The sequence below is a fragment of the Muricauda sp. SCSIO 64092 genome, from assembly GCF_023016285.1.
Lineage (GTDB): Bacteria > Bacteroidota > Bacteroidia > Flavobacteriales > Flavobacteriaceae > Croceivirga.
This window is the reverse complement of sequence record NZ_CP095413.1, coordinates 5333394-5358685: the sequence shown is the minus strand read 5'-3', so window position 1 is coordinate 5358685 and position 25292 is coordinate 5333394. Positions and strand designations below refer to the sequence as shown.

General features: G+C 43.9%; 14 protein-coding genes and 1 pseudogene. 2 read left to right on the top strand and 13 right to left on the bottom strand.

Features of this window, described 5'->3' with window-relative positions; all coding sequences use genetic code 11:
• On the bottom strand, positions 1-168 hold the full coding sequence (locus L0P88_RS22340; protein WP_247132136.1) for a hypothetical protein: 168 nt from the start codon (positions 166-168) through the stop codon (positions 1-3).
• A 185-nt stretch (positions 169-353) separates the two neighbouring features.
• Between L0P88_RS22340 and L0P88_RS22335 the strand changes: the two genes are divergently transcribed.
• Positions 354-956: a DUF1080 domain-containing protein gene (locus tag L0P88_RS22335; RefSeq protein WP_247132134.1), complete on the top strand. Its 603-nt coding sequence runs from the start codon at positions 354-356 to the stop codon at positions 954-956.
• Positions 957-980: 24 nt separating this feature from the next.
• Here the strand turns inward: L0P88_RS22335 and L0P88_RS22330 are convergent, their stop codons facing one another.
• From L0P88_RS22330 to L0P88_RS22275, 12 genes are all read right to left on the bottom strand, one after another.
• Positions 981-1916 carry a DUF1080 domain-containing protein gene (locus L0P88_RS22330; protein ID WP_247132131.1) on the bottom strand — a complete coding sequence of 312 codons (936 nt, stop codon included), beginning with the start codon at positions 1914-1916 and terminating at the stop codon, positions 981-983.
• A gap of 56 nt (positions 1917-1972) precedes the next feature.
• A complete protein-coding gene (locus L0P88_RS22325) occupies positions 1973-3070 on the bottom strand; it encodes a vWA domain-containing protein (protein ID WP_247132129.1) in 1098 nt (365 codons plus the stop codon).
• A 308-nt stretch (positions 3071-3378) separates the two neighbouring features.
• A complete protein-coding gene (locus L0P88_RS22320; RefSeq protein ID WP_247132127.1) occupies positions 3379-4287 on the bottom strand; it encodes a glycosyl hydrolase family 17 protein in 909 nt (302 codons plus the stop codon).
• A gap of 2 nt (positions 4288-4289) precedes the next feature.
• The gene (locus L0P88_RS22315; RefSeq protein ID WP_247132126.1) at positions 4290-6644 is read right to left on the bottom strand and encodes an MFS transporter; all 2355 of its coding nucleotides are present in this window, start codon (positions 6642-6644) and stop codon (positions 4290-4292) included.
• Positions 6645-6659: 15 nt separating this feature from the next.
• Positions 6660-8156 (bottom strand): glycoside hydrolase family 30 protein, encoded by a 1497-nt coding sequence (locus L0P88_RS22310; protein WP_247132122.1) that lies wholly within the window; start codon positions 8154-8156, stop codon positions 6660-6662.
• 24 nt (positions 8157-8180) lie between these two features.
• On the bottom strand, positions 8181-9485 hold the full coding sequence (locus L0P88_RS22305; RefSeq protein WP_409557700.1) for a glycosyl hydrolase family 17 protein: 1305 nt from the start codon (positions 9483-9485) through the stop codon (positions 8181-8183).
• Between the two features lie 7 nt (positions 9486-9492).
• On the bottom strand, positions 9493-12948 hold the full coding sequence (locus L0P88_RS22300; RefSeq protein ID WP_247132120.1) for a hypothetical protein: 3456 nt from the start codon (positions 12946-12948) through the stop codon (positions 9493-9495).
• A gap of 103 nt (positions 12949-13051) precedes the next feature.
• Entirely contained in the window at positions 13052-15871 is a 2820-nt protein-coding gene (locus L0P88_RS24030; protein ID WP_281499701.1) for a PKD domain-containing protein, read from the bottom strand.
• Positions 15872-15890: 19 nt separating this feature from the next.
• Entirely contained in the window at positions 15891-16730 is an 840-nt protein-coding gene (locus tag L0P88_RS22290) for a family 16 glycosylhydrolase (RefSeq protein WP_247132118.1), read from the bottom strand.
• A gap of 48 nt (positions 16731-16778) precedes the next feature.
• Positions 16779-18161, bottom strand: coding sequence for a carbohydrate-binding protein (locus L0P88_RS22285; protein WP_247132117.1), 1383 nt, complete (start codon positions 18159-18161; stop codon positions 16779-16781).
• Between the two features lie 12 nt (positions 18162-18173).
• Positions 18174-21374, bottom strand: a complete 3201-nt coding sequence (locus L0P88_RS22280) for a glycoside hydrolase family 2 TIM barrel-domain containing protein (RefSeq protein ID WP_247132116.1) — start codon at positions 21372-21374, stop codon at positions 18174-18176.
• 270 nt (positions 21375-21644) lie between these two features.
• The gene (locus L0P88_RS22275; RefSeq protein ID WP_247132115.1) at positions 21645-24437 is read right to left on the bottom strand and encodes a triple tyrosine motif-containing protein; all 2793 of its coding nucleotides are present in this window, start codon (positions 24435-24437) and stop codon (positions 21645-21647) included.
• 381 nt (positions 24438-24818) lie between these two features.
• On the opposite strand from L0P88_RS22275, the pseudogene L0P88_RS22270 reads away from it, so the two are divergent.
• Positions 24819-25283: pseudogene (locus L0P88_RS22270) on the top strand ((2Fe-2S)-binding protein); the annotation flags it as partial.
• Positions 25284-25292 lie beyond the last annotated feature (9 nt).

Below are 25292 nucleotides of genomic sequence, written 5' to 3'. Positions count from 1 at the left end.
TCAATATCCAAACTGAATGGATACTTGGGAACCGTAAACCAACAATATAATAAGCATGGTGAATAGAGTGGAGACTATTGCCGAAAACAATAGCAATACCATACTTTTACTCCAAAAGGGCAATAGCCCCAAAGGTCCGTTGTTCATTATTTCCTTAAATACATCCATAACCGTATCGTTTTAACAAAGGATGTAGCCAGTTGTTGTTGAAATAATAACAAGTACAATGCCAAAAACCCTACTGCTTGCCACCAGAAGTACCCTTAAAACGTTCAAATGACCGTATTCATCGTTAAAGTGGATTTCCCTAAAAAGCGTAATTTGCCACAACAAACCCTAAACTAAATCGTATCATGAAAAAATTACTGTATATCGTCATTGTTGTTGGTTCGGTGTATACCGTTCCCGCACAGGAGATCAACCTTTTTAATGGTAAAAATTTAGACGGGTGGACCAATCATGGCAGTGAGCAATGGTATGTGGAAAATGGGGAATTGATTTGTGAAAGTGGCCCCAAAGGGGAATACGGCTATTTGTCGACCAATACCCATTATGACGATTTTGAACTTACCCTAAGCTTTAAACAAGAGGCCGATGGAAACAGTGGTGTCTTTTTCCGTTCCACTTTTGAGGGTACCAAGGTCACGGGCTGGCAGGTTGAAGTTGCCCCACCCAAAAAACATACGGGAGGCATCTATGAGTCCTACGGTAGGGGCTGGCTCATAAAACCGGAAGATGAAAAGGATTCCGCCCTAAAAATGGGGCAATGGAATACCATGAGAATTAAGGCCACTGGCAATACGGTAACAACTTGGTTAAACGGTGTGGAAATGGTACGCTTGGAAGACAAAAAAATAGGCCAGGGAAAAGGGGCCATAGCCTTACAGATTCATGATGGTGGAGGCATCAAAGTCCGTTGGAAGGACATTAAATTGCTCCCTATTACAAACGATTAAAAAACAAACTTGAGGTTGTTGGTATCATTTTACCGCGGTCACCTCAAACTTTCTGAACTCAACCGGACCATGATCCCCTTGAATCATGATCGGTCCCGGTTCCCCTTCCTTACTGTCCAATGCACCCCCCGTAATCCCAGGAATGGTTTGATTGTGAATAATGACCTTACCATTGGCTTTGATCGTTACACGGCTACCAATAAACTCAATTTCATAGCGTTGCCATTCACCGGCCGGTTTAGCAACGTTCTCATTGGGTTCCAGAAAGCCGTAGATGCCACCAAAATAAATGTCGGAAGCTTCCAGCCCATGGTTGTCCGCTATTTGGACCTCATAGCGCCCCCTTAGGTAAATACCACTATTACTACCTTCCGGATACCTAAATTCCGTTACCAATTTAAAATCGGTAAACTTTTGGTTACTAATAAGGTTGGCCCCACTTTTGGAATTCGTAAGGATACCGTTGACTACGGACCATTCATTTTGGTCGGAATCCAGATACCAGCCGTCCAAATCCTTACCATTGAAGAGGGCAATGGGTTTTCCCCAATCCGGATTTTCCACATAGGCCAGTTTTGGAACGGGTTTCCCCGTCCAGGGAATAATACTGCCGTCGGTATAGATAAGGGTTCCCTCGATGATGCCATCCTTTAACTCACCATGAAGGATCATATCACTTCCTTCCGGTTCCCATTGTCTGGGGATCGTGAAGGTGAACTTGTCCCCAAAGGTCTCTATTTCGGCTATCGGTCTGGCACTGCCAAACGCAAAAACAAATCGACCTACCAAAGTTTCATGACCGGAATGCCTAACCTCCAACCAGGAGGGAGCGGTTTTTTCCATGAACTGTATCTCCAGGTCCCATCGCCCTTCCAAGGGATGCTGTTTTTGCGCACAAAGGGGGAGTGTAAACAACAACAGGAACAATGCAAGTGTGAATGGGGAGAAGGCTATTTTCATCGTATTGGATTTAAGTGCATGAAGATACTCAAATCCCACGAAAACACTAATACATCCTATTCACAACCTCCGGTAAAGCCATCAGCATCAAATTGGGTTTGTACCGCGCCTTGCCGTGCACCATTGGTCAATTGGATCACAAGGTTATTTTCCCCACTGCCGTCACGTTTTGGCGTGCAGTACTCAAATAGGTAAAAACTGTTGGCCTGTTCGGAAACCCGGGCAGAGATTTGATTGAAGGTCGTTTCCAGTTCCGCTGCATTGCTGGCCACCACACTGGACGTTTTCCCAATTTCCTGCAGGATTTCCTGATCAATTTCAGCTCCCAGACCTATGGTAAAAAAGGAAATATTGGGATTGGCGTTATTCACGGTATTTAGGGCACTTTCCTCGGTGAAGCGTGAGGCCTGATCGGTACCGTCCGTAAATAGGACCACCGAAGCCGCCACAATGGGCGCGCCTTGAATACTGTTTGCTTCATCTATCAATTCTTCAGCCCTGTTTGTTGATTTTATTACCGCACCGTATAAATCGGTGGAAGGATCGTTACTGATATCATCGGTAATCCCATCAATGGCAGCGGTCAATTCGGTCACCGAAGAAGTCAAAGGATTGAGTAAATGAAGTTCGTCCTCACCATCAAACCAATAAATGGCCATTTTGAAGGACTCGGTTTCAATATCGGGCATCACATTGTTCACGAAACTTGTAGAGGCTGTTTTCAATTCTTCCAAGCTTCCCTGAAGTACCGAATTACTTAAGTCCAGTACCAGTAACGTATTATTGGTGAACACCTGTGAGTTTGGGGATATACGTGCCAAGGATTCTGAAACGGAAATGGTCCTGAAACAGTCATCATTCCTACCTTGTTCGTAAATGGTAAATTGATTTGCCGTTAGGTCCGAAATAGGATTTCCTTCTTTATCGGATACCTTGAACAGGATGGACACCTTGCCCGGAAGGGTTGTAAATTGATCCTGAATGGACAACAGCAGTTCGTTTTCCTCAAAGTTTAGACAGTCATCAGGTTCCTCACCTTGTCCAAGTTCACCTTGATTTATATTGAAATTAACGTCATCATCGGCATTACCACATGATTGTAACAAAACAACTGCAAATAGAAAAAGGGATAGAAATTTGATTGATGATTTCATATTCATAATGTTCTGGTTCTTCCCATCAAACGCAAAAACCGGACCAATAGTGTGTATTTCGGGAATTTTGTGCGCACCCAATTCGATTTAACACTTTATGAAACCATTATCCCGTCATTTTTGAAGGTTGGTCCCTATGTTACCGATATCACGTAGAACCAAAAAATATCAGCATAAAATCAACCATAGTGGTCTTCCCCACCAGGTCTTACTAAGACTTTAGCAGGACGATAGCCCATAAAACCAAAGTGCTACGGGCTTGGTGATCAAAAAAGTAGGGTAGGGAGGGTAGGTTTAATCCATCCCTTCTAAAACTTTAGTTTTTCATGTTTGTCCCAAAGTCCCCAATAGGCACCAACATCCCCCTCATCCCCGGTTTTCCAAGATTCGTCAAATGATGAGAAATAGAACACCTCAATGTTGGCCTTGGCCGACCATACCTGGGTATTGGTGAAGTATTTCATTGCATTTTCTGCTGAGGAAACAGCTCCCCTTAGGCTGCTCCCTTCACTTGGCCATCCGGTTTCCGTGATGATTACTTTTTTCCCATTTGCGGCATCAACGGCCTGCCCATACATTTGTTGCATATGGTTCAGGGAATACTCTATGGGGCAACCTTCCCAATACGGATAGCAATTGGAGAGGATAACATCACAGGTTTCCGTAATCTTTGGATGGTTCGTAAACTCGTAGTAGGCATCAACATAGCCTACGGGAATACCCGGTATGGCTTCTTTTACCCTGTTGAGATAGCCCAGTAGTTGTTCTTCATTAAGTTCATTCCTGTAGAGCACCTCATTGCCCACTGCCGCTATGGTAACACAACCTTCGCTGGCCAATTGGATCAATGCATTTATTTCCTTTTCATTGGCTTCCAAATCGTCACTTAACCAGGCACCTACCAAAGTTTGGAGTCCATTTTTATGGGCAATGCGAGGTACATGCTCGTTTCCCTCAATGCAGGAAAACGAACGTACCCATTTGGTAAAGGGTTTAAGGATTTGGATTCGTCGTTCCACTTGTTCTTCGGTAATGATATCGCCCGGTTTTTGCCCATCTTCATACATGCTAAAGCAAATACCATGCATTCCGTTTTGAAGTGTTTCCAACCACAATGCCCGTAATTCCTCGTCGGAAATTTTGCTGAAATCAACCCCAGCGTATTCGGTGAAATTATGCTTTGCCCGTGAAAACTGATGGCCTTCCCTGTATGACATTTCTATTGATATTTTAGTTGTTCATTTTTATTCCAAATTCCCCAACGTTCCCCAACATCCCCCTCATGGTGCACTTTCCAGGACTCATCAAAGGATGAGAAATAAAACATGGGGATTCCCTCTTGAGTGGCCCAATTACCACTGTTAATGAAGTATTTCATCGCATTTGTGGAGGAAGGTTCCGCTGCCCCGGTATTTGTACCCTGATCGGGCCAGCCCGTTTCCGTAATGATCACAGGTTTTTCTGCTGCGGCATTTTTGGTTACCGTGTACATTTGTTTTAAATAAGTCGCCGCATACTGAATATCGCATCCTTCCCAGAATGGATAACAATTGACCAAAACCACATCGCAGGCATCTATCAATTCCGGGTTTTCAAGAAATTGATAATAAGCGTCCACATAACCGACCGGAACGTTCGGCAGTGCTTTTTTGACATGGCGGATATAATCCAGAATCTCCTGCTTTGTGACCTCATTCCGCATTAAGGCTTCATTGCCTACTACGGCGATATCAACCTGTCCCTTTGTGGCCAGGTCAATAAGGGCCTTGATTTCCTTTTCATTTTCTTTTTTATCACTTCCGATCCAAGCCCCAACCATTGTTTTTAAGCCTTTTTCATGGGCGATGTGGGGAATAAACTCATTTCCTTCCGTACAGGAAAAAGAGCGGACCCATTTGGTGTAGGGGAAAATGACCTCCATCCGTTGCCGTATCTGTGCTTCCGACAGGGAATCACCAATATCCTGACCTTCCAAATACGGACTGAAGCAAAGTCCATGAAGTCCGGTGGTCAGCGATTTTGAAAATATCTTTCTGATTTCGGCATCCGTTTTTCCCAGGAAGTCGATATCCGTCTTTGACTGGACATTTAGGTCCATGGTAGCTAGCGAATGTAGCTTGTCCGTTTGGTAGTACGAAGTCAGTTTTTCGGCTGGCTTGTTCTTACGCTTTTCCAATTTCGCACGTATTTCATTTGCGCGCTCCTCGGAAACATCGTAATTCTTCATAATCAACATGGCAAATAGGGTACCTACCATAGGAAAGAAGCAGAAAAATGCATGAAGCCCATCAACTGCCCCCTGTTGTTCGGTGGTGACCAAATCCGGGTTAAAGCCAACAATACCAATAATTACCCCACTAAGCGCACCGGCTATGGCAAAGCCCACTTTGACCATCCACCAGTAAATGGCACCAAAGATACCTTCCCTACGTTTACCTGAATTGAGCTCATCTATATCGATGACATCGGCTGTCATGGACATCATAATGGTAAACAAACTCCCTATCCCAAAAGAGAAAAAGGGCAGTGCAATGATGTACAACCACGGTTTTCCGGGTATAAAGAGGAAATACATCATGACATAACCAACAATTGAAATGGCTTGGGCCCACATAAACGCCTTCTTTTTACCCATTATTTTTGACATCCAGGTAACCAAAGGAATTACGATAAACGTTGTGCCCAACGCTCCTATGCATCCGAAAAGGGCAACCCAAATACCAGTGGCAACCGCATCACCATTGAACAATCTATAAACAATGACAAAATAAGTTAGGGCGGCCACGGTGTTAAAGGCATTGAAAATCAAAAACGTGGCACCACAGATCCTTCTAAATTCCGCTAGTTTAAAGGCATCTTTGAAACTACTTATAATTTTCTTGAGACTACCCCCAATATTGGCCACGTTCAATGGCTCATAATCTTCATCAAGGGTCGATTTACTTTTAATGAATATGGCTGGTACCATCGCCGCAATCGCACAAGGAATGGCCACCCAAACGGCCAATTCACGAACAGCTATTTCTTGGTTTGGAAACCAATCCGGGTCATCCATGATTACCCAAAACCAGGGGGCAATGACCCAAGCCCATTGGCCAATCCATTGAGCCACGGCCATAATGTTGGTCCGTTCATGAAAATCATCGCTCATTTCATAACCCATGGCCACATAGGGTACACTAAAAAAAGTGAGCCCCAGATAAAATACAATGGACCATAAAAAGAAATACCAAAAATTATATTGCAAGGTATTGTCCGAATACAATTGCCACATCAAGGTAAACGCTATCCCCATAAGAAGTCCACCAATTAGCACGTACTGCTTACGTCTACCCCATTTGGATTTCGTATTGTCCGATATGAATCCCATAATGGGATCGGTTATGGAATCAAAAATCCTAGGGAAAAAATAGACCAAGGACCACAACCACCCATTAAATCCAAATGATTGTACAAGGACCACCATAAAAATTCCAAGAATGGCAGGGAACATTTGGTTGGCAAACATTCCAACTCCAAAAGCTACTTTTTGCCCAAAGGGCACTTTTGCTGTGGTACTCATGGCTTCACTCATAATTTTTCGGTTTGATTAATTTAGTTGTTTGACCAACAGGGTCTGAATAGCTTGCGAACTGATTTCCACCTGCTGTGAACGGCCATCCATGGATAACTCCACGTTTTTCGGGTCGGTATCCATATTCAAAAGCACTACTGCTATTGTCCCGTCGGGATTTTTTGCTGCCGTGACCAATAGGGAACCATCCGTAGTATTGAACCCAATCCTTTTGGCCCCGGGCCTTATGTATTTGCTAAAATGCGCCAGGGTATGGTATAAGGGCGTAAAATAGATTTCATCCTTTTCGGGATCTACAATGACCGGCGCAACACACCAATTCTTGAACCAATTGGGACCTCCCTGGCGGTCAAGGACCATATTCCAATCTATCCAACCGTCTACCCAGTTATTTAAACAACCTATAATGTCCCTGGCATAACGATATACGGGCACATATTTAGGATGGTATTTTTTATCTGCTTCCGGAGCCCAGTCCCATCCCCAATCCGTGGCTTCTTTGGACCAGTACCACGCATCATCCTTCCATTTTGGGATTTCGGCATCCACACAGGCTTCCGTTTGTATCAAATGCTTGTTCGGTGCTTTTTGATGGGCATACTGAAGTGCTTCCGGAAAAACCTCATAGGTACTCGCATACCAATGGATTGCTGTACCATCGTAGTATTTTGAGGCTGCTTCATCCACATACATGACATCTACCCATTCCTTCAAATGCTCCCGGTTTTGATCGTACCCCAAAACCTTAATATGACCTTTACCGTCCGCTTCGAGTTTCGGGCCCAAATGGTTTTGCACAAACTGTGTCATTTCCTGGGGCGTAAAGTGCATGCTCTCCCAGTTATTGTCATTGCCCAAAGGTTCGTTCTCTACGGTAAAACCCCAAATATCAATCCCTTCAGCTTTATAGGCATCGACGTATTTGGAGAAGAACAAGGCCCAAGTATCGTAATATTTGGGCAGCAGTTTGCCTCCACGCCAATCGTTGTTGTCTTTCATCCAGGGGGGTGCCGTCCATGGTGAGCTTACGATTTTAAATCCATCCTTGGACAGTGCCATGGCCTCCTTAATCATTGGAATGATATCATTTTTGTCCTCCTCAATCGAAAAGTGTTCCAACTCCATATCACCATCTACGGAGGCATAGGAGTAATTGGTTAAGGAGAAATCACAGGAATTCATATGGGTTCGTGTCAACGAATACCTTGCTCCGTTTTCACCAAAATAGGCTTCCAAAACCTTGTTTCGGTTTTGTTTGCCCAGTTGGTTCAACAAATGTGCAGACGACTCGGTAAACGAACCCCCAAACCCTGTAATCGTCTGATACTCCTGATCGGGCAAAAGTTGTATGGATGTTACATTCCCAGCCACAGTGGTCGTTTCCACTTTTTGCAGCTTATTTCCAGCGGCGGAGGTTTCGTACACGGTTACATCCAAGGATTCCTGTTTTTGCTTACACCCTAACATAGCGATAGTCAATGCGATAAAAATGCAATGGTTCAATGTTCTCATTCTTCGATGTTTTACAATACATTCTTACTGTTGAACTTTGGTTTCACTGGCCATGGGCGGTACCAATACGTCCTGCAACAATGCTTCCTTATCGCCATCGTATGTTTTGATTATTGGGTTACCGTTGCGTTTCAGCCCTTCGAAAGTTCCCTGGTCCACCATACTCCAGAGCGCGTATTTTGCCTGCCCATCAACGGTGAACAGTCCAAAATGGTTTTCGGACCCCTTGGGATTCCTCGCGTCCTTCCAGGGTTCATCAAATCCTTCAAAATAAAAACACGAAATCCCTTCGGCATTGGTCCAGTCCCTTATGTGCTCATGGAACACCGCTTCTTTATACTCGTCGGTGGCCCTTGAGCCATTGGGTCCGTAATGCCCATTGGAAATAGTGGCCCAGCCCGTTTCACCTATATGTATAGGTTTGTCAACACCTAAGCTTTTCATATAATCATGCACACTTTGGTATTGTGTCATCGCATATTCCTTGGATCTTAGCATAGCCGAATGAATCTTTTCAAGGTCCGATAGTTCCTTTTCGGATTCACGCACTCCCCAGAAATCTGGGTTGTAGTGGGTATCGTGCATGGGGTAGGTGTGTACGGAAAGAAAGTCCACTGCCTTAATCAATTTATTCAAATCCTCAACATGATATTCGGCATCGCCACCGCCCCAGGATGCAAAATTGTCAGAGCTCGTAATCCATAAATCCTTGGATAGCTTTCCCGATTTTTTCAAGTCCTGTAAATGATTGACCCACTTTAAAATCACCCCGGGTTGCACATAGTAGCTTGTGGCCCATTTTACCATGGCCTCATTGCCTACCGCCACGATTTTTACGATATCGGGATAGGCATTGGCCAATCTGACGGCTTCGGCAATTTCGATGGCGTTTCTTTCGCTTTCTTGATAGTGGTCGGGCTCCTGGTCGGTCCAAGCATTTTTACAATCGATCCAAGCACCGAGCATCACATACATTTCAAAGCTGGGATCTTCTTGTTTTAGTGCACTGATTGCCTTTAACACATTGGAAGCATGGGGTAAATGGACTTTATAGGTACGTAAGATCCCGACTCCCATGGCGGCCAAAATTTTCATGTCCTCTTTTAATTCATCCAGGGTGGGCTCAATACCATGGTCCACATGTCTGTATCCCCCGTAGGACATGGCCAAATAGTTTGGGTTTCCTAAAATATCCTTTGCACTCAATACCGGTTCTTCTTTCACAGTAGCTGTTTTGCTTTCGTTGTTGGTCTTGTTTTTACAGGAGAACATTGTTAAAATAAACAATAGGCAAACAATGGGTACAATGTTAATTTTAATGTTCTTCATCTGAATTCTATTTTTGGATTGAAACTATAATTCGATCGATATCGCCAGATCTATTGAAAATCAAAGCACTTGTTTCTTTGTCAAGCTTCAGTACATCGTTTTCCTGAATGGCACGGTCACCGGACATAATTTTAATCCCTTCTTTTTTGGATAACTGATATACAACGGGTACTTGGCAATAGGTAAAACAAAGTGAACCTTCTTCCAGTTGGATTTCCCTAGGTTCCTTGTTGACATTTATGTATTGGAACGTTTGGGAATGCTTCAAGAACTCCTCTTTTCGCAGTAAATGGGGTTTAAATAGCAATTCACCGTCTTGAACAAAAACACCCAACTCCCCAAAACGGCTCAAGATGTCCTCTTTTACCTGACCGGTCATACCTGGTTGCTGGGCCCCTTTTCCCTCCGGTGTATGGGAATAGGGATCTGTTGGAAAGGCGCCATAGAGTTCAGGGGATTTGTGTACCCCTATACCCTCATTAATTTCATAATAGTGTTCCAATAATCGACCTATGGTCTCCGCACTTTCCTTGTTTTCAATAGCCGCCAGGCACGTTTCCTGGACACTCAACAATAATTTGGAAACCATATGCCAGTAAATGGAACCCAAACCTTCGTAACCAAAGAAAGTTCCCGAACGACCGGTAAATGCCTTATGGTCAAAGACCTGTTCAAAAGTCTCCAGCAATAGTGGGGTATCCTTCTCCACCAATTCATCATATGCTTTCGGAAGTCTTTTCAATGCCGCTTTTAAGCTATTGGCATTGTTGAAATTGCCATTGAAATGATAGCTGCCATTGATGGTTTGTTCAACAATTTTCGTATTTCCATCTTCCAAAAGTTTTTGTACCAACTCCGATTGCTCCATCTTTTTGGTCGGTATGTTGTTTTTATTGGAAAAACGGGGCAATTCCTTATTCGGATAAAGAATATAGCTATACTGGTCCGGCCTGAACAGGGCACTTTGCTTTAATGCGTCCAAAAGTTCCAGGGAAGCTTTACCCGAAATATAGCCCGAACTCAAAACGGCAACTTGACCCTCCAACATTTCCGATAGATAGGAAATGGAGACTTCATGGTCGTTTTCAACCGTCATCAGATTGTAGGCATGGTAGAGATTATCCGGCCTTTTGTTGGCTTCAATGCTATGTTCCAGGTAGTTCAGGGTGATTTGAACAAATTGCAGGAGATGGTCTTTGGTAAGCCCGGCCTTTTCACCGCCAAAACCTGTTTCATAAATGGTATTTCGGTAAATACTACCGGAATTTCCCAATCCATCCATTAGGGTCTTCCTTTCCGTATTGGAAATTTCACCTGAGAGCATGGATGAATTGTCTGATAATGCAGCCCAGCTCGCTTTAAAGAATTGAAGGAGTTCCTCCGAAACCTGATATTCGGTATCAGCGGAATCCTTTAGCACCTTTTCAAAAAAATGAAGGAATCGTCTTAGGTAACAAAGAGTAACCATCGATACGCCATTGCCCACCAAAGCATTGTTGGCATCGTTCCATTCAGGACGTTGCGTATTCATCCAGATACCGCCTTCCGGAATAAAGTTCGATACTTTGGCGAGTACCGTTGCCAATAATTTTTCCAGAAGGTTTACCTTATAAATATTATTATTTGTATCCTTCAATAAAGCGGCATCCGCACCCAGTTGTTGGCGTTCTTCATTGATTTTTGCATCCAGTTCCTCATTAAATTCAATGGTGTCCTTTGGATTTTCAAGTATTGCTTGATAATTTTTTATCCTGTAGGGGACATTGGCATAGGTAAAAATGTCCTCATTAAAATAGGATGCCAGTTGCTGTGGGTAGTGATCCTCAATGAACTCAAGAAATTTGAGCAGGTAAATGATTTGGTGATCGCCCCAATAGCCAATGTAGGACCATGGGTCATCCGGTTCTATGATCTCCCAATCAAAACCATCCTTGGTCACCCGATAGGGATTATATCCATCAAAAGTAGTGGCGTTCACAAACTTGAAGATCATGCTTTCGATAAAAGCAGGGTAGGAATGGGCCAAGGCTTCCCAGTTTTGGAAGATATCCCGCCAGTTACCTTCGTAATCCAGGATCTTTTTGCCGTCTTCATTTTCCGTATTGATGGAAAATCTGTTCCAGGGGCGACTGGGATCGCCATGCCTACGACTGAACTTTAACGGCATATACTCCATCGCCAGCCTTCTAAAATCCGAATTGTCATCATTATCCGCAATGGCCTTGAGCTCGCTATAGGCGAAGTTTACTGGAAGTTCATGGAGTTTATCCAATTTCTCCAGATAGACTTCGGTATTCGCTTTTTGAATGTAGGTGATGAAGTCCTCTTTTTCAATGGAATAGGCATCATCAAAAATTCCGCCCCGCATGATATTGAAAAGCGAATTGGAAAAATGTCGTGTATTTCTGAGCTTATCCGCAGTCAATTGTATTCCATCAGCAGCTGCATTGAGTTGCAGCAAAAGGGCCGATCCTTTTTCAACATCGTCTTGAATAACATCAAAAAGATTCTTTTTTGTTTTGATCAGATGGGCAGTTTCCGCAATAGCTGCTTTGGATTGGTTTACCTCGGCAACCAACATCCAATCTTTTTGGCCATTGGGTTTTAGAACGATATCCGCATTAACAAAGTAAGCTCCCCTTTCCGCTTTGATATCGATTTCCTGCTCAATTTGCTGTCCTTTTCGGAAAGCATCCAACTGTAATGAAGAAAGCAAAAATCTTGCATTTTCAATCCCAGTGGACCAGACCGTTGTAGCTTTTAAAGCTTCACTGGGTTCTGCTTTGTCCACTATAATGGCACTCAATGCGTAAATACCAAGTCCGATTTCCGCTTCCAGTTCATTTTTTTTGTAGGCGTCAACAAGGTTGCTACTGGCATTTTGCAAGGCCGAATTCACTCCGTAGGGCATAATGTTCTGGATACCATCCAAAACGGTAACCTTAACCTCTTTGTCACGATTGTTTTCAAGTGTGGATTTTTTTACAAACCCAAATCGATTGCTCGAATTCCAGTGGTATCTGAAGGTCAAGCCCAAATCATCATTGATTTCCTCAAAAACAATCTTATTGCCAAGACTGTTTTTATAAAGGTTTCGTTGAATGGTATATACATCCGAAGACTGCCCTGAAAAAGGTTCCCATAAGAAAATCCCATCATCGGAATGTACATGGAGTAGGGTCTTGCTTCCCGTAATATCTGCTGATTCCGTTATTTTATCATCCGTGTAATAGGGAAATAGGGCGGATTCCGAATTCTGCCTCCCGGCGGACAAACCTCCATTACTGGAGATAAACATCCAGTGATTCGAATCGCTCACCACGCTCATAAAGAAGGGACGCATGGTATCGTAGTTTGAAATCCTGTAATAATTTTCGTTTTCAAACCTGACCTGTTTTCCCGTGATTTCTTTTTGGGTCCTGGTTATTTTGGAGTTCCCGATATAAATATCCGTTTCAGACATTTCCAATCTTTAGGTTGTTGATGTATTAAGTTTTATGAAAGAGGTCGGCCCTTAAAATTTCTTTCAGTACCGACCTTTCCTTTGTTTTTTAATGTTGTTTTGTTTATTCCAAAATTAAATCATCTATGTAGTAGGTACCATCCCCAACAAGAGGACTGTCCACTAAATCGTTATCTGGCTTAATAACCAAATGATTATAGGTAGTTGGTGAAGCTGGTAGATTAACAAAAGTGAATTCTACCTCGGTCCATTCATTGGCATTTGGGATATTGACTACCACAGGTGCGGGATTACCTATACTGCCATCATTTGGAATAACCGCCAACTCAAATCTGAAATTCACATTGGCTTTTGTTGAATACACCTTTACTTTGAAGGTGTTAGTGGTCGTGAGATCAAAATTGGTCGGAAATGTATTTTGAATGCCTGCGAAAACGTCCGAGCTTGCCGGTTTATCAATTCTTAAAACAAAATCAGAGGTATTGATGCCTGTTTTGGATGGATTAGCAGCAAGTTCAGAAGTTAGTCCGCTACCAAAATTAGCCGAGGCAAGGAATGTCTCACAACCTTCAAAATCCAAAGGAAGTGCTGTTGCAGCAATTTCCGTGCCCGTACATCCACTGGCGCTTCCACCGCCACCACCGGAGGTATCACAGGTAGCCGTAAAAGGAACCGTATCCAGGGAGCCTGCAGGGTCCGTGGATCTCCAGTTTCCTGGAAACGATAGCTTACTCCATTCAATAAAGAACTCCACATTGTCCGGTGCTCCACCTGGAAAGAAGAACTCTCCGGCCCATACCCCTGGGGATACTTCAGCTGGTGATAAGGAAATTCCGGCATTGGAAGGATTCCATGCGCCTGCTGGGAGAATCAATAAGTCCACAGGGTCTGAATCGGCAGACTCAATTTCTACACGCATGGTCTGGGCATCCACATTGAAAACCGACAAAAAGATGTCTGAACCGGCGTCACCGGCAAAGGCTTGTATCTGGGTCCTACAGAATGGACTTACGGCAGATCCGCCGCCGCCATCGGCTGTATAGAAAAATACGTTGTCCACAAAAATGCTTGCCTCAACCCCATCTCCCAGAACGTCAAAGATGATTTGGTTGATCGTTGGGTCGTTGGGCAATGCTCCTTCGCCACCTATAGAGGGTACCAGGTCCGCAAGGGCCACATCGATGTTATTCCATTGACCACCGGTCAAGTTCACCTCTACGTCCTCCCTGGAAGCGGGATTGGTGAACGAAATGAGACCGGCCCTGAACGAAACGTCCTCGGCCACCCAAATGTCCATGCTGAAGTTGGTCCTTCCGTCAAAACCTGTATCGTTCTGTAAGCCTACGAAATTGGTGTCGGCATAGCTCCACACGTCATCACCGCCCACCTGAATCTCGGAGAACGTGGCCCCGCCATCGTTTCCAAACGCCCTGGGGTTCGTGCCCGCTGCGTTGGTATACGCATTGCTAAACACCGAAGTCACGTTCGCGGCATCCTGGGTCGGTGTTGGTGCGGCCATTGCGGGTTCGGTGGCCATTCCCCCGCCACCATCGGCTGTATAGAAAAATACGTTGTCCACAAAAATGCTTGCCTCAACCCCATCTCCCAGAACGTCGAAGATGATTTGGTTGATCGTTGGGTCGTTGGGCAATGCTCCTTCGCCACCTATAGAGGGTACCAGGTCCGTAAGGGCCACATCGATGTTGTTCCATTGACCACCGGTCAAGTTCACCTCTACGTCCTCCCGGGAAGCGGGGTTGGTAAATGAAATGAGACCGGCCCTGAACGAAACATCCTCGGCCACCCAAATGTCCATACTGAAGTTGGTCCTTCCGGTGAGGTCAAAACCTGCATCGTTCTGGAGGCCCACAAAATTGGTGTCGGCATAGCTCCACACGTCATCACCGGCCACTTGGATTTCGGAGAAGGTAGCCCCGCCATCATTTCCAAATGCCCTGGGGTTTGTTCCCCCTATGTTGGTATACGCGTTGCTGAACACCGAAACCACGCTTGCTGCATCCTGGGTCGGTGCCGTTGCAGCCATTGTTGGTTCGGTGGCCATGCCTCCGCCGTCGGTTGTGGTTTGGACAATATTATCTACAAAGAAAGTGCCCTCAACTCCAGGGTCAGCAGCGAATCCTACAAATAATACCATCTCACCATATTGACCATCCGGAACCAAAGCCTGGCCATTTTGGGGATCATCTTGAATAAAACTAGCTACGGCATCCGTGGCAAAGTCAAAACTTAATGTTTCCCAACCTGAACCGGTATGGGTCGCCCCAACCTCTACATCCCGTGCGCCATCAACACCTTCTTCAAACTTAATCAAAACAGCAATTTCAGCTGATGAGAACAATTCCAATTGAATCGTCTTATTTTCACCGCTAAAGTCTACTGCCGTTCCTAAAGGGAACTGTATATTTTGGAATTGACCGCCACCAGCTACCATTTGGCCAACACTGGTGGTGTTTCCATTGCCAGTTTCTGGGTTTGTTACTATGGAGAACCCAATATTGTCGCCTACAATAGCATCATAATCCACATTGGTGCCGTCAAAATTAATGGGCAATGCTATTGGCCCAAGAGGTTCTGGGACACTAATGGTGATTTCACCTTCAAAAGTACCAGAAGCACCTGCCACACTGGATGCTGTGAGTACCACCGTAAACGTACCATTTGCCGCGTAGATTTTTGTGGGATTGATCTCCTCTGAGCTTGTCCCATCCCCAAAGTTCCAGGCAAAGCTATCGGCATTGGTAGAGGTATTTATAAAGGTTACCGTACCGGTATTTTGGTCCTGTGTAAAGGTAAAACCTGCTTCTACCACAGGTAGTACGGTATCGTCATCCTCGCAACCTAAGAATGTTAGTACCAAAAAGAAGACCGAGAGTAGTTTTATTGCTTCAATTGTCTGTTTCATAATAGAGTGTTTTTTCTTTTTACTGTTCATATACACGTACGTAGTCTACGAGCATGGTTTGGGGAAAAACTGTTTCGCTGTTTGGGGAGCCGGGTAAATTACCGCCGACGGCCACGTTAAGGATGATATAAAAAGGACGGTCAAAAATCCATTGGCCTTCACCATCCGTTTCTTCGTCTATGTCTTCCGGTGTAATACTTTGGTACAGATCGCCATCCACATAATAATTGATAAATTCCGGTGACCACTCAATTCCAAAGACGTGGAATCCCGTATCAAAACGATCGTCGGTCAATTCATAGTCCTTACCAATGGAATCCCCACCTGAATAACCAGGGCCATGGACACTACCAAAAACAATGGTCGGTTCATCGCCTACATTTTCCATGATGTCAATCTCCCCACAGGCAGGCCAAGGGTTTTCATCGCAATTATTTCCCAATAACCAAAATGCAGGCCAATAACCTTGTCCAAAAGGTACCCGGATACGTGCTTCAAAACGTCCATAGGCCCGTTCAAACAATCCTTGGGTGGTAAGCCTTGCAGAGGTAAACTCGGCCCCATTGAAATCCTCCTGTCTTGCAGTGATCAATAAAAACCCGTTTTGGACCGTAACATTTTCCGGTCTATCCGTGTAGTACTGCAATTCATCGTTTCCCCAGCCTGGGATACCTTGTGCGGTTCCATCGCCGAGGTCAAACCTCCAACGAGTCGGATCTGGAGCACCGTCTACATCAAAGTTATCCTCCCATACTAAAGTTGTGAGCCTAGCTACGGTCTGGGCATCATCATTTTCGCATCCCAAAACCAGAAGGAATATGCTTAAGCTAAGTATCCTGCAACCCAGTGTTGATCTCATATGTGTATTTAAAATTTTATTTTTCATGGCTTAGTACTGATTTAACTGTTATTCGGCAGAGAAAAAGATGTTATCCACCGAAATATTGGATATGGTACCCTCGGTGACAAAGAATAACAATCCCAGTCCCGATCTGTCCGTTAACCCTTGAAACTCCGAAAGTGGAATGGCAAAGTCTACAAATTCATTGGCAATCAGTTCGGTTGACGGGATGGTAAAAGATGATCCCGATTCAACACCGTTAAGGAAATTATTGAGTTCCAACCTAATGAAATCACCTGTATCAATGGTTTCATCAACCCTGATCTGTAAATTAAGGGTTGTCATTTCGGAGGCATCAATCCTATTTTCCTCGCTAAAGAAATTGATACTCACAAAATTGAGGTTAGTATATTTTATGATGTCATTACCATTCTCATCAAACACTCCACCTTGTGTTGTCTGATTCTCAAAAAAGCCATTGAAATTATCTACGGGAACGTCGGCAAACAAATCACTAAAAATGGAAATTATTTGTGCGGTTTCCGATGATTCCACCGATATCCTGCCCGCTGCCAGGACCCCAGCAATAGAAGCGGTGATCTCTGTTGTACCGGTATTGATCACAGTAACCTCTCCCAGTTCGTTGACAAACGCCACATTTGGATCGGAACTTTTGAAATCAAAATAAGAAGGCGCGGGAATTACGGTTTGATTGATACCGGACCCCAAATTAAACGTCTGCTGCAATTGGTCAATGGTAAGACTTCCGCCCACCGTTGTTGGAAAACGGCCATCATTGCCTCCCAAGATGGAAGGTCTGGATTGCCCTATTGTCCCCAAACGTTCAAACCGCAACTCATCGATCCAGAAGGTAAACCCAAAACCATTGGTACTTTGGGTACCGGCCGAAAAGAAAAACATGCCCCTTTCCTGTACCAATTTTGAAGGATCTGGAATAGGAATGATGATTTTTCGCCAATCCGTCGATAGTCGAATATTGTTAGCGGTAACCGCAAATTTGTTTTCCCCAAAATCGGTTCCAAAACCAACTTCCCCAATAGTAGCCGTTGTAGAGCCTCTGGCATAGAAGGTCAGGGCATCAAAACCGGTCAAATCCCTACCGTCACCGCGATCAAGGAAAATACCACCAATAAAACCCCCATCCGGGTCATCCGGCGCGGGGACATCGATTCGAATGGACGCTGACCCTTCAAAAGCGACCTCATCATCTCTATCAAAACCTTCCGGGTTTGCTCCCGTTGCAGGATCAAAAGAATCAAAAAACTGATCGGTAAGACCTACCGGGTCATCCGTAAATATGTCACCATTGATGGGAAATGTAGCAAATTGTACGTCTTCTGAAAGGTCTCTTTCACAACTGTAAAAAACAGTGATGCCCAAACTCAGAAAAAGAACACGTCTTACATTGATATATATTAGATTTTTCATAGTGCTATCTTTTTATTTCCCAATATTGATGTGTATGTATGTCATGATTTCCCATTCATTACCATTATCAAATCCTACAGGACTTAGAATGGGCTCTCGCTGAAATGTGTTAGGTGGAACGGCGGTTGGCGCATACCGTGGTGAGAATTCATCCAAGGATCGCCATATGCCCCGTATCCCTATCTGTGTACTTGGTAGAATAAACCAGTCCGGTTTGCCCAGGGTAGTGGAGAGGTCCAACATCAATTGCACGGGGAACGTTAAGTTAAAATCGCGATGGTAATCATAAGGTCCCCAATCGTTAATTTTTTGTTCGTAATGCAATTTGAAGTTTTTATAGAGGATGCGAACATCACCTCCAAACCGTTTGATCAACCGATCTGAATCCCCATTTCCCTGTCCGTTTCCATAATAAAAATTACCGACCATACCGAAATCAGGGCCAATTTTGGATACCATTCTGGAATGTACTTCCCAAAGGTCTTCGGCCGGTGCCGAATTTGGGAAGGAAAAAATGGTCCGGTCGGCTAAAAATCCTATATGTGCATCCATGGTGGTTGGCAGACGACGATATACAAAACCCAAGTTCATGGCAAACTCGGCATCTTCTGCACGATCATTGTCCCATTCGTACATCCATGTACCTGGAGTAGGGTCATAGGTAAACAGTATTTCACCTGCAGTGGTTTCTCGATTCCAACGCACCGCAAAAGGATCGTCAATAATGTTTCTTAGTCGACCTGGCGCCTGTACATCTTGAGGGATGGCCTCTACCAATGGTTTTTGCCACATAAAGTTGGGAGCAATCTGGAAATTTCCTGCAGCGAACGTAAATCCAGAAAATACACTAGTTACGTTACCACTTCCGGTATCCCTCAATTTCCAACCGGTAAAGGTGAGTGTTTGGTCCGCGCCACCATTGGCAATCAATCCCATTGCCGAAGCTTGGCCGTACCAATTGAACTTACCGCCTTCATAGGTGATTTTCGCTTTACCCCCCCAATTATCGCTGGACTGGATCCTATCTTCAAAGACCACATAGTTTCCTGGTGTACCCCTAACGTCTTGAAAGGATGTGCCATTCAAGGGGCTTCCTGCCCAAATTCCTCCTACCATGACTCCAAATTTTCCAAATTCCCGTTCTATGGCAATAGAGGCCCTTTCTGTTGGCCAGGGCGGTACGACACCACTTCGCAATTGGTTTATATCCAAAACCCGGCGTCCAGTGTCATCAAATACGATATTTGTTTCAAAGTCCCTATGGTAAATACCGGTGACATCAAATTTTCCGATGTGCCTTTGGTACTTAAAGAGCATGGTTGGATTTGAACCCCACCAAAGTTGGGGACCCAAAGCAACCTTTAGGCCTTTTAACGGCCCCTTACCATCCAGTTCTGCACCCAGGATTTCCCCGTTGTAGATATCCAGGTTGGGGCCATAGTTGGCTTCAGGATAGAAGCCAAAAAAATCGCCTTCATACCCCCAATGATAATGTCCTGTTCTATAGAATCCCCTTAAATCGAATTCTTTGGCGTTCCACTCAAATTCCGCTTGATAGATCCGAACCCTATTGACGTCCGAAACAATAACATCCCCACGATCGGTGCTGACATCAATGGGACGTGAATTGTTCTCATAAAAAAGCTCGTTGATGGGGTTTTGGGCAACATTTCCAACGACGTTTACGTTTACCTCGGCCCGCATATTGGAAGCTGGGTTGCCTTCCACACCAACAAAATAGGATTGCATATGGTCAAATCCCAATTGGTTGGGAAACGTATTGGGATTGTTCGGATCGGGATTGTCCGGAGTGGTGATAAGACTGCCCCCGGTGCTAAAAGTGGCAAGCTTTGCCTGAAGGTTACTGATACGGAGCATCTTACTATCCTCACCGCTAAGTGCAGCTTTATCCCCGCGTGCCTTGAGTACGGCATCCATTAATTGAATATTGTTAAAATGGTTCTGTACAAAGTCCAGATTCACGCCCTGCCCATAGGGATCCAATTGATGTGCCTCTTTCAATGCATAATAAGCGGCCCTGGGGTATAGTTCATAAAGCCCCCTGGGGTTTGTGGCACCTTTGGCACAGATACCAAACCATTCCTCGTTCATGTTATTGGCACCTGGGGCGGCCAAATCCCTGGCATATCCTCCATTGGACCACGAGGCATTGTTATCATGAACATCAGCATTTTTTCTATCATCAAAACCAAATTTCCACCAACCATCACTGAATTGAAAGGTAAAACCACCAATGGAATTTCCTACTTTTCCAAGTCCGGCGGCATTCTCATAAATCTCTTTCCAATTGCCCACCATATAATAGGCCTGGGAGAACTGATCTTCCTTGTTTTCCATGGCATTGTAGGCATCCGCACCAAATTCAGTAAACATTATGGGTTTGTTCAATTTATCTTTGACCACTTGGAACATATCACCAAAGGAAAGACCTCTGTAGGTATTGGTTCCGTAGATGTCCACGTCTTTACACTCCTCAGCTACAATATCTATGAACAGTACATCTCCGTTGCAAATCGCTACAGGATGTGATGCATCCAGTTCTTTCATCATTTTGGCGGCCTCATTCATTAACCTGTACATGGGCCTTCCCCTGCTTTCCCCTATAAACTGTATTCTGCCCTCATCATCCGGGAAATCTTCGGTTTCGGCTCCCGCCCAGAATAGACCATAATTGTTCTCATTCCCCAGTAAATACATGAGGAGCCCTGGTGTATTCTTATAATCCCTGACCAATTGTTCCATTTCGGACATCAAAAAATCTACGGTTGTTGGGTCATCATAAATGGTCACAGGAGTCCAGACACCATTCAGGGTTAGGCCGTAACGTCCAAAAGAATGGTTCAGCATGGTGTAAATCCCATAATTCTCATAGATGTACCGAATCCATTTGGCAGGTACTCCGGTATATTGACGAATGACATTTACCCCCATGTTTTTCAAAAGGGACATTTCCGTATCCAATCCCGCTTTAATGATATCATCGGATTTTTTCCAAAAAGCGGCGTTCACAGTGTTAGTTCCAATGGGTATGTAATCCCAGTTCATCCCATTGATCATAAAATCCTTCCCATTGACCACCAACTTTGGACCTCCTCCTTCATCCACAACCATTACCTTATCGGTCTGTGTAAAGGCAATCGTTGTGAATAAGAGAAAAGTCAGTTTGAGTAATTTTTTCTGAATCGTATCCATTGAGCATTTTTTGATGTACTAAACTTATGAGCAAAAATTGCGGATACCATAAAATGAACCACTACAAAAAGTATACATGTTAAAAAAAGGGCATTAATTCTGTCAATTTGATATTGCAAAATCTTTTGAACTCCTGTATTTGAAGGGTTTTCAACAAATGTTAAAAAGTGTGCCGTAGTGGTAAATAAAGGGTGTAAAAACGGGTTTGTAGAGGTATTGTTAAGGTGGGTGGGGCTTTTGTTAAGGTTTCGAAAAATTATGTTAAGGTTATCATAACTCCAAAATATAGTTCACGAGATTGTCTTCGTGTTGCAAATCCAGTTTTTTTCGCAACCTATAACGTTTGATTTCGACACTTTTGGGTGATATGTTCAACAATTGGGCTATTTCCTTGGAAGAGAGATTCAGTCTTAAGTAGGCGCATAATTTAAGATCGTTAGGGGATAGGGAAGGATGCATTTTTTTGATATTCTTTAAAAATTCACTGTCGGCATTGTTAAATGCTTCCTGGAAAAGTTCCCAGTCGTCATTCTGGTTTAGACTATTATCAATGATCTTAATAACGGGCTTGACGATGTTCTGGTCCCTAATGGTCTTTAGTTCGCTCTTTATATTCGTCAACAACTCATTTTTCTTGATGATATTCATTGTGGACGCCGCCAATTCCTTACCCTTATTCTTGTTTTCCAACTCCAATTGCTTGTTTTTTATCCTAATGATCTCTTTCTCATTTTGAACCTGTGCGAACTCCAATTCCTTTTGGTTCTTCTCTATAAGCTTTTGACGTTGTTTTTTATAATACCGTCTGTAGAGCGTATGCATAAACAATGAAAACAGGAGTATTCCCAGGATATAGAGGACAATCATGGTATTTGAGATGTACCATGGCTTGGCTATGGAAAAGGAGTAGGAGGCCGTATTTTCAGAAACGGTATCCCCAATCTTTGCGCGCACGTGGAATACATAATCCCCAAAGGGTAGGTTTTCGAAGTAGGCCTCGTGGTCTTGCGACCAGTTGCTCCAACTGTCATAAAATCCCCGCAATCGATATTGGTACTGGGTGTTCAGGTATTTATGATACTCTGGCGCATAAAAGGAGAATCCCAGATTGTTTTCATGGCTCTTAAAATTGCCTTTCTGCGATCTGTCCCTTAACGCTTCCTCGCCTTTTGCGATGCCATTGGAAACATTGGCCAGGTAAATACGAAAATCACGGGGAACAATCCCATTGAGACTAAAGGTCATATACCCAGAGGTTTTTCCCAGGAGATAATTTCCGGAATCGTCCAATCTCGTAATATTTTCGTATCCCAAAATCCCTTCCCGCATTTCCTTTGTCAGTGGTATGCGCTTCATTTTGGCAGCCCTGGTAAGTCGTACAGGGGTAACATAACTTATGTTGGAGGTGGTAAATACCCATAAGGTATTATCACTTTCATCCACAATAAGTTTTCCGGATTCGTATTCGTCTTCCGTATAAATGGTACTTAGCACACTATCCTTCTGAAAATCCCCATTGGTTTCGTCATACTCAAAAATCCCTTTTTTGTACGCGTAGAACAGCTTTCCGTTGTATTTGACAATGCCGGAATTGGAACCCTTTATCACCGTATCGATTTTCATGTCCCCAAGCTCGGAAAATGTGCTGTCCACGGTTATCTTAAAAACGCCATTGTATTCATGGTTTACCAGGATTTGGGTTCCCAGGGTTTCAAAATAACGGGAGCTATTGTTGAACCCTTTGATCTTGTTTCGCATACGCCAAGAGCCCTTTGATTTCTCGAGGACATAGAGTCCATCATAATTTCCCTGAAGCAATAAATTTGGTTTGTCCTTCAACTCGGCAATGTCCCAGGTCCCTTGAACGGAGGCTATTTTTTGCACCTTGTTCCCATTGACCAAAAAGGTACCTGAGTTATGCCCGCAGAACAGTTTGCCATCGAGCTTTTCCAAACACCAAACCTGGCCCTGTGTTCCATTGATCAATTCAAAATCCTTGGTGTTGTCCAATTCCCTATAAAAAAGACCCTGATTTGTTCCCAGATATAGTTTTCCTTCATGGATCGATGAGGCATAGACACTGCCCAAAACACCTTTAAAATCATTAAAAACCTTATAGGGCGCTTCTATATTGATATAACTGATACCATGATCCAGGCCCAGCCAAATGTTTCTGTCCATATCTTCAAACAGGGATAAAACCGTATTGTTCAGCAACCCCTCATCCTGATCTATCTGATAACGCAGTTCCCCATTGTTGTTAAGGTAAATTAACCCATTGGATATGGTGCCCAAAATATAGCTTTCATCTTCCAGTTGAACGCCATCGTACAAACTTAGCTGCGATAAATACGCATTGGGAAAGTTTTCTGAGGCAACCAACACACTATCTTTTTGCCTATAAAATCCGTTATTCTTAGTGAGGACCAACAAATCGTTTTCGGCGGGAAAAACATGAATGACTTCATCGTTTTTTACAATTTCATCGTTGAAAACCAAAAAATCCTTGCCTGATTCTATTTTGTACAGGCCCTGTCCCATCCTTTGGAAATAGATATCTTCGTCTACACGGTACATTTTGGTAATGGTACTGTTCGACTCAATCGTATTCACGGAACCGTCATCCACATTGTAGATATAAATCCGTTTTAGCGATTGGAAGACCATATAATCCTCCACTTCAAAAATCTCCCAGAACTCCTCATCCTCAAGAAGGTCCATGGCAATGTTTTTTGACAAGGAGGTATACACCAGGCTGCCAAGGGCATCCCTTTTCCAATAACCGAATTCCATAAAGCAGCCTGTATAAATCCGGTCCCTTACCACCCGGACAGATCGCATAATGGTTTCATTGGGTGAGGGATAGAGTGTCCAATTCGCACCATTGTACTCCAGTAAGCCCTTGCTATTGGCAACATAAATCAGTTTTTCCGCAGACTGCGAAATGGCCCAATTTTGATTTTCGCCCTGATAATCCTTGGGATAAAAATTTTGGATTGGAGGAAGTTCCTGGGCGTTGAGGCCCCAAAACAGTAGACAGGTAATCCAGAGTGTATTTTTCAAATGGAAGTGAACTTAAATACTATAACGCGAGATTTTGAACGTAAATCCAGTTGCAACAAAATACCTAAAAAAAATCAAAAAAAGAAAAAGCAGGGATTCTTGCATTGAATTCAAATGGTTCCGGGATATCCAATGGACGGGAACGTAGGTCTTGGAAAACTTTTTGACATCAAAAACCTCTGGCCTTTGTTTGGGTTTGTCCAAAGTGAGCGCAACAGGGTTTTGCAGGCGAGCCTTGGGACCGGAGCATCAGCTTTCATTTAGGGACCTTATCCTTAAACAGGGTTCGTAAAAAAAAGTTAAAAGCCGTCCTTCTACGGTTAAAAAAGGCAGGGCAACTTCAAATTTTGGTACCTTCAACAGGAGAACAGAAATCAAAAAGCTATGCCAACGTATCAGATTACCGTCAACGGAGTATCCCAGTCCGTTGATGTAGCCGCAGATACACCTTTACTTTGGGTACTGCGGGATCATTTAGACCTAGTTGGAACAAAGTATGGTTGTGGAATAAATGTATGTGGTGCCTGCACGGTCCATGTAGATGGAACGGCCATGCGGAGTTGTACCATGACCTTGGAACAGGTGGAAGGAAAATCGATCACTACAATTGAAGGCCTATCGGAATTTGGGGAACATCCCGTTCAACAGGCCTGGAAGGAAATTGACGTTCCACAATGTGGATATTGCCAGGCAGGACAGATCATGACGGCTTCCGCATTCTTAGAGGGCAATCCCAACCCAACGGAGGATGAAATCAAAAATGCCATGAACGGCAATATTTGTAGGTGTGCCAGTTACAACCGAATCTATAGGGCAGTGGAAAAAGCTGCTGAAAACATGCGTTAACCCAAACAA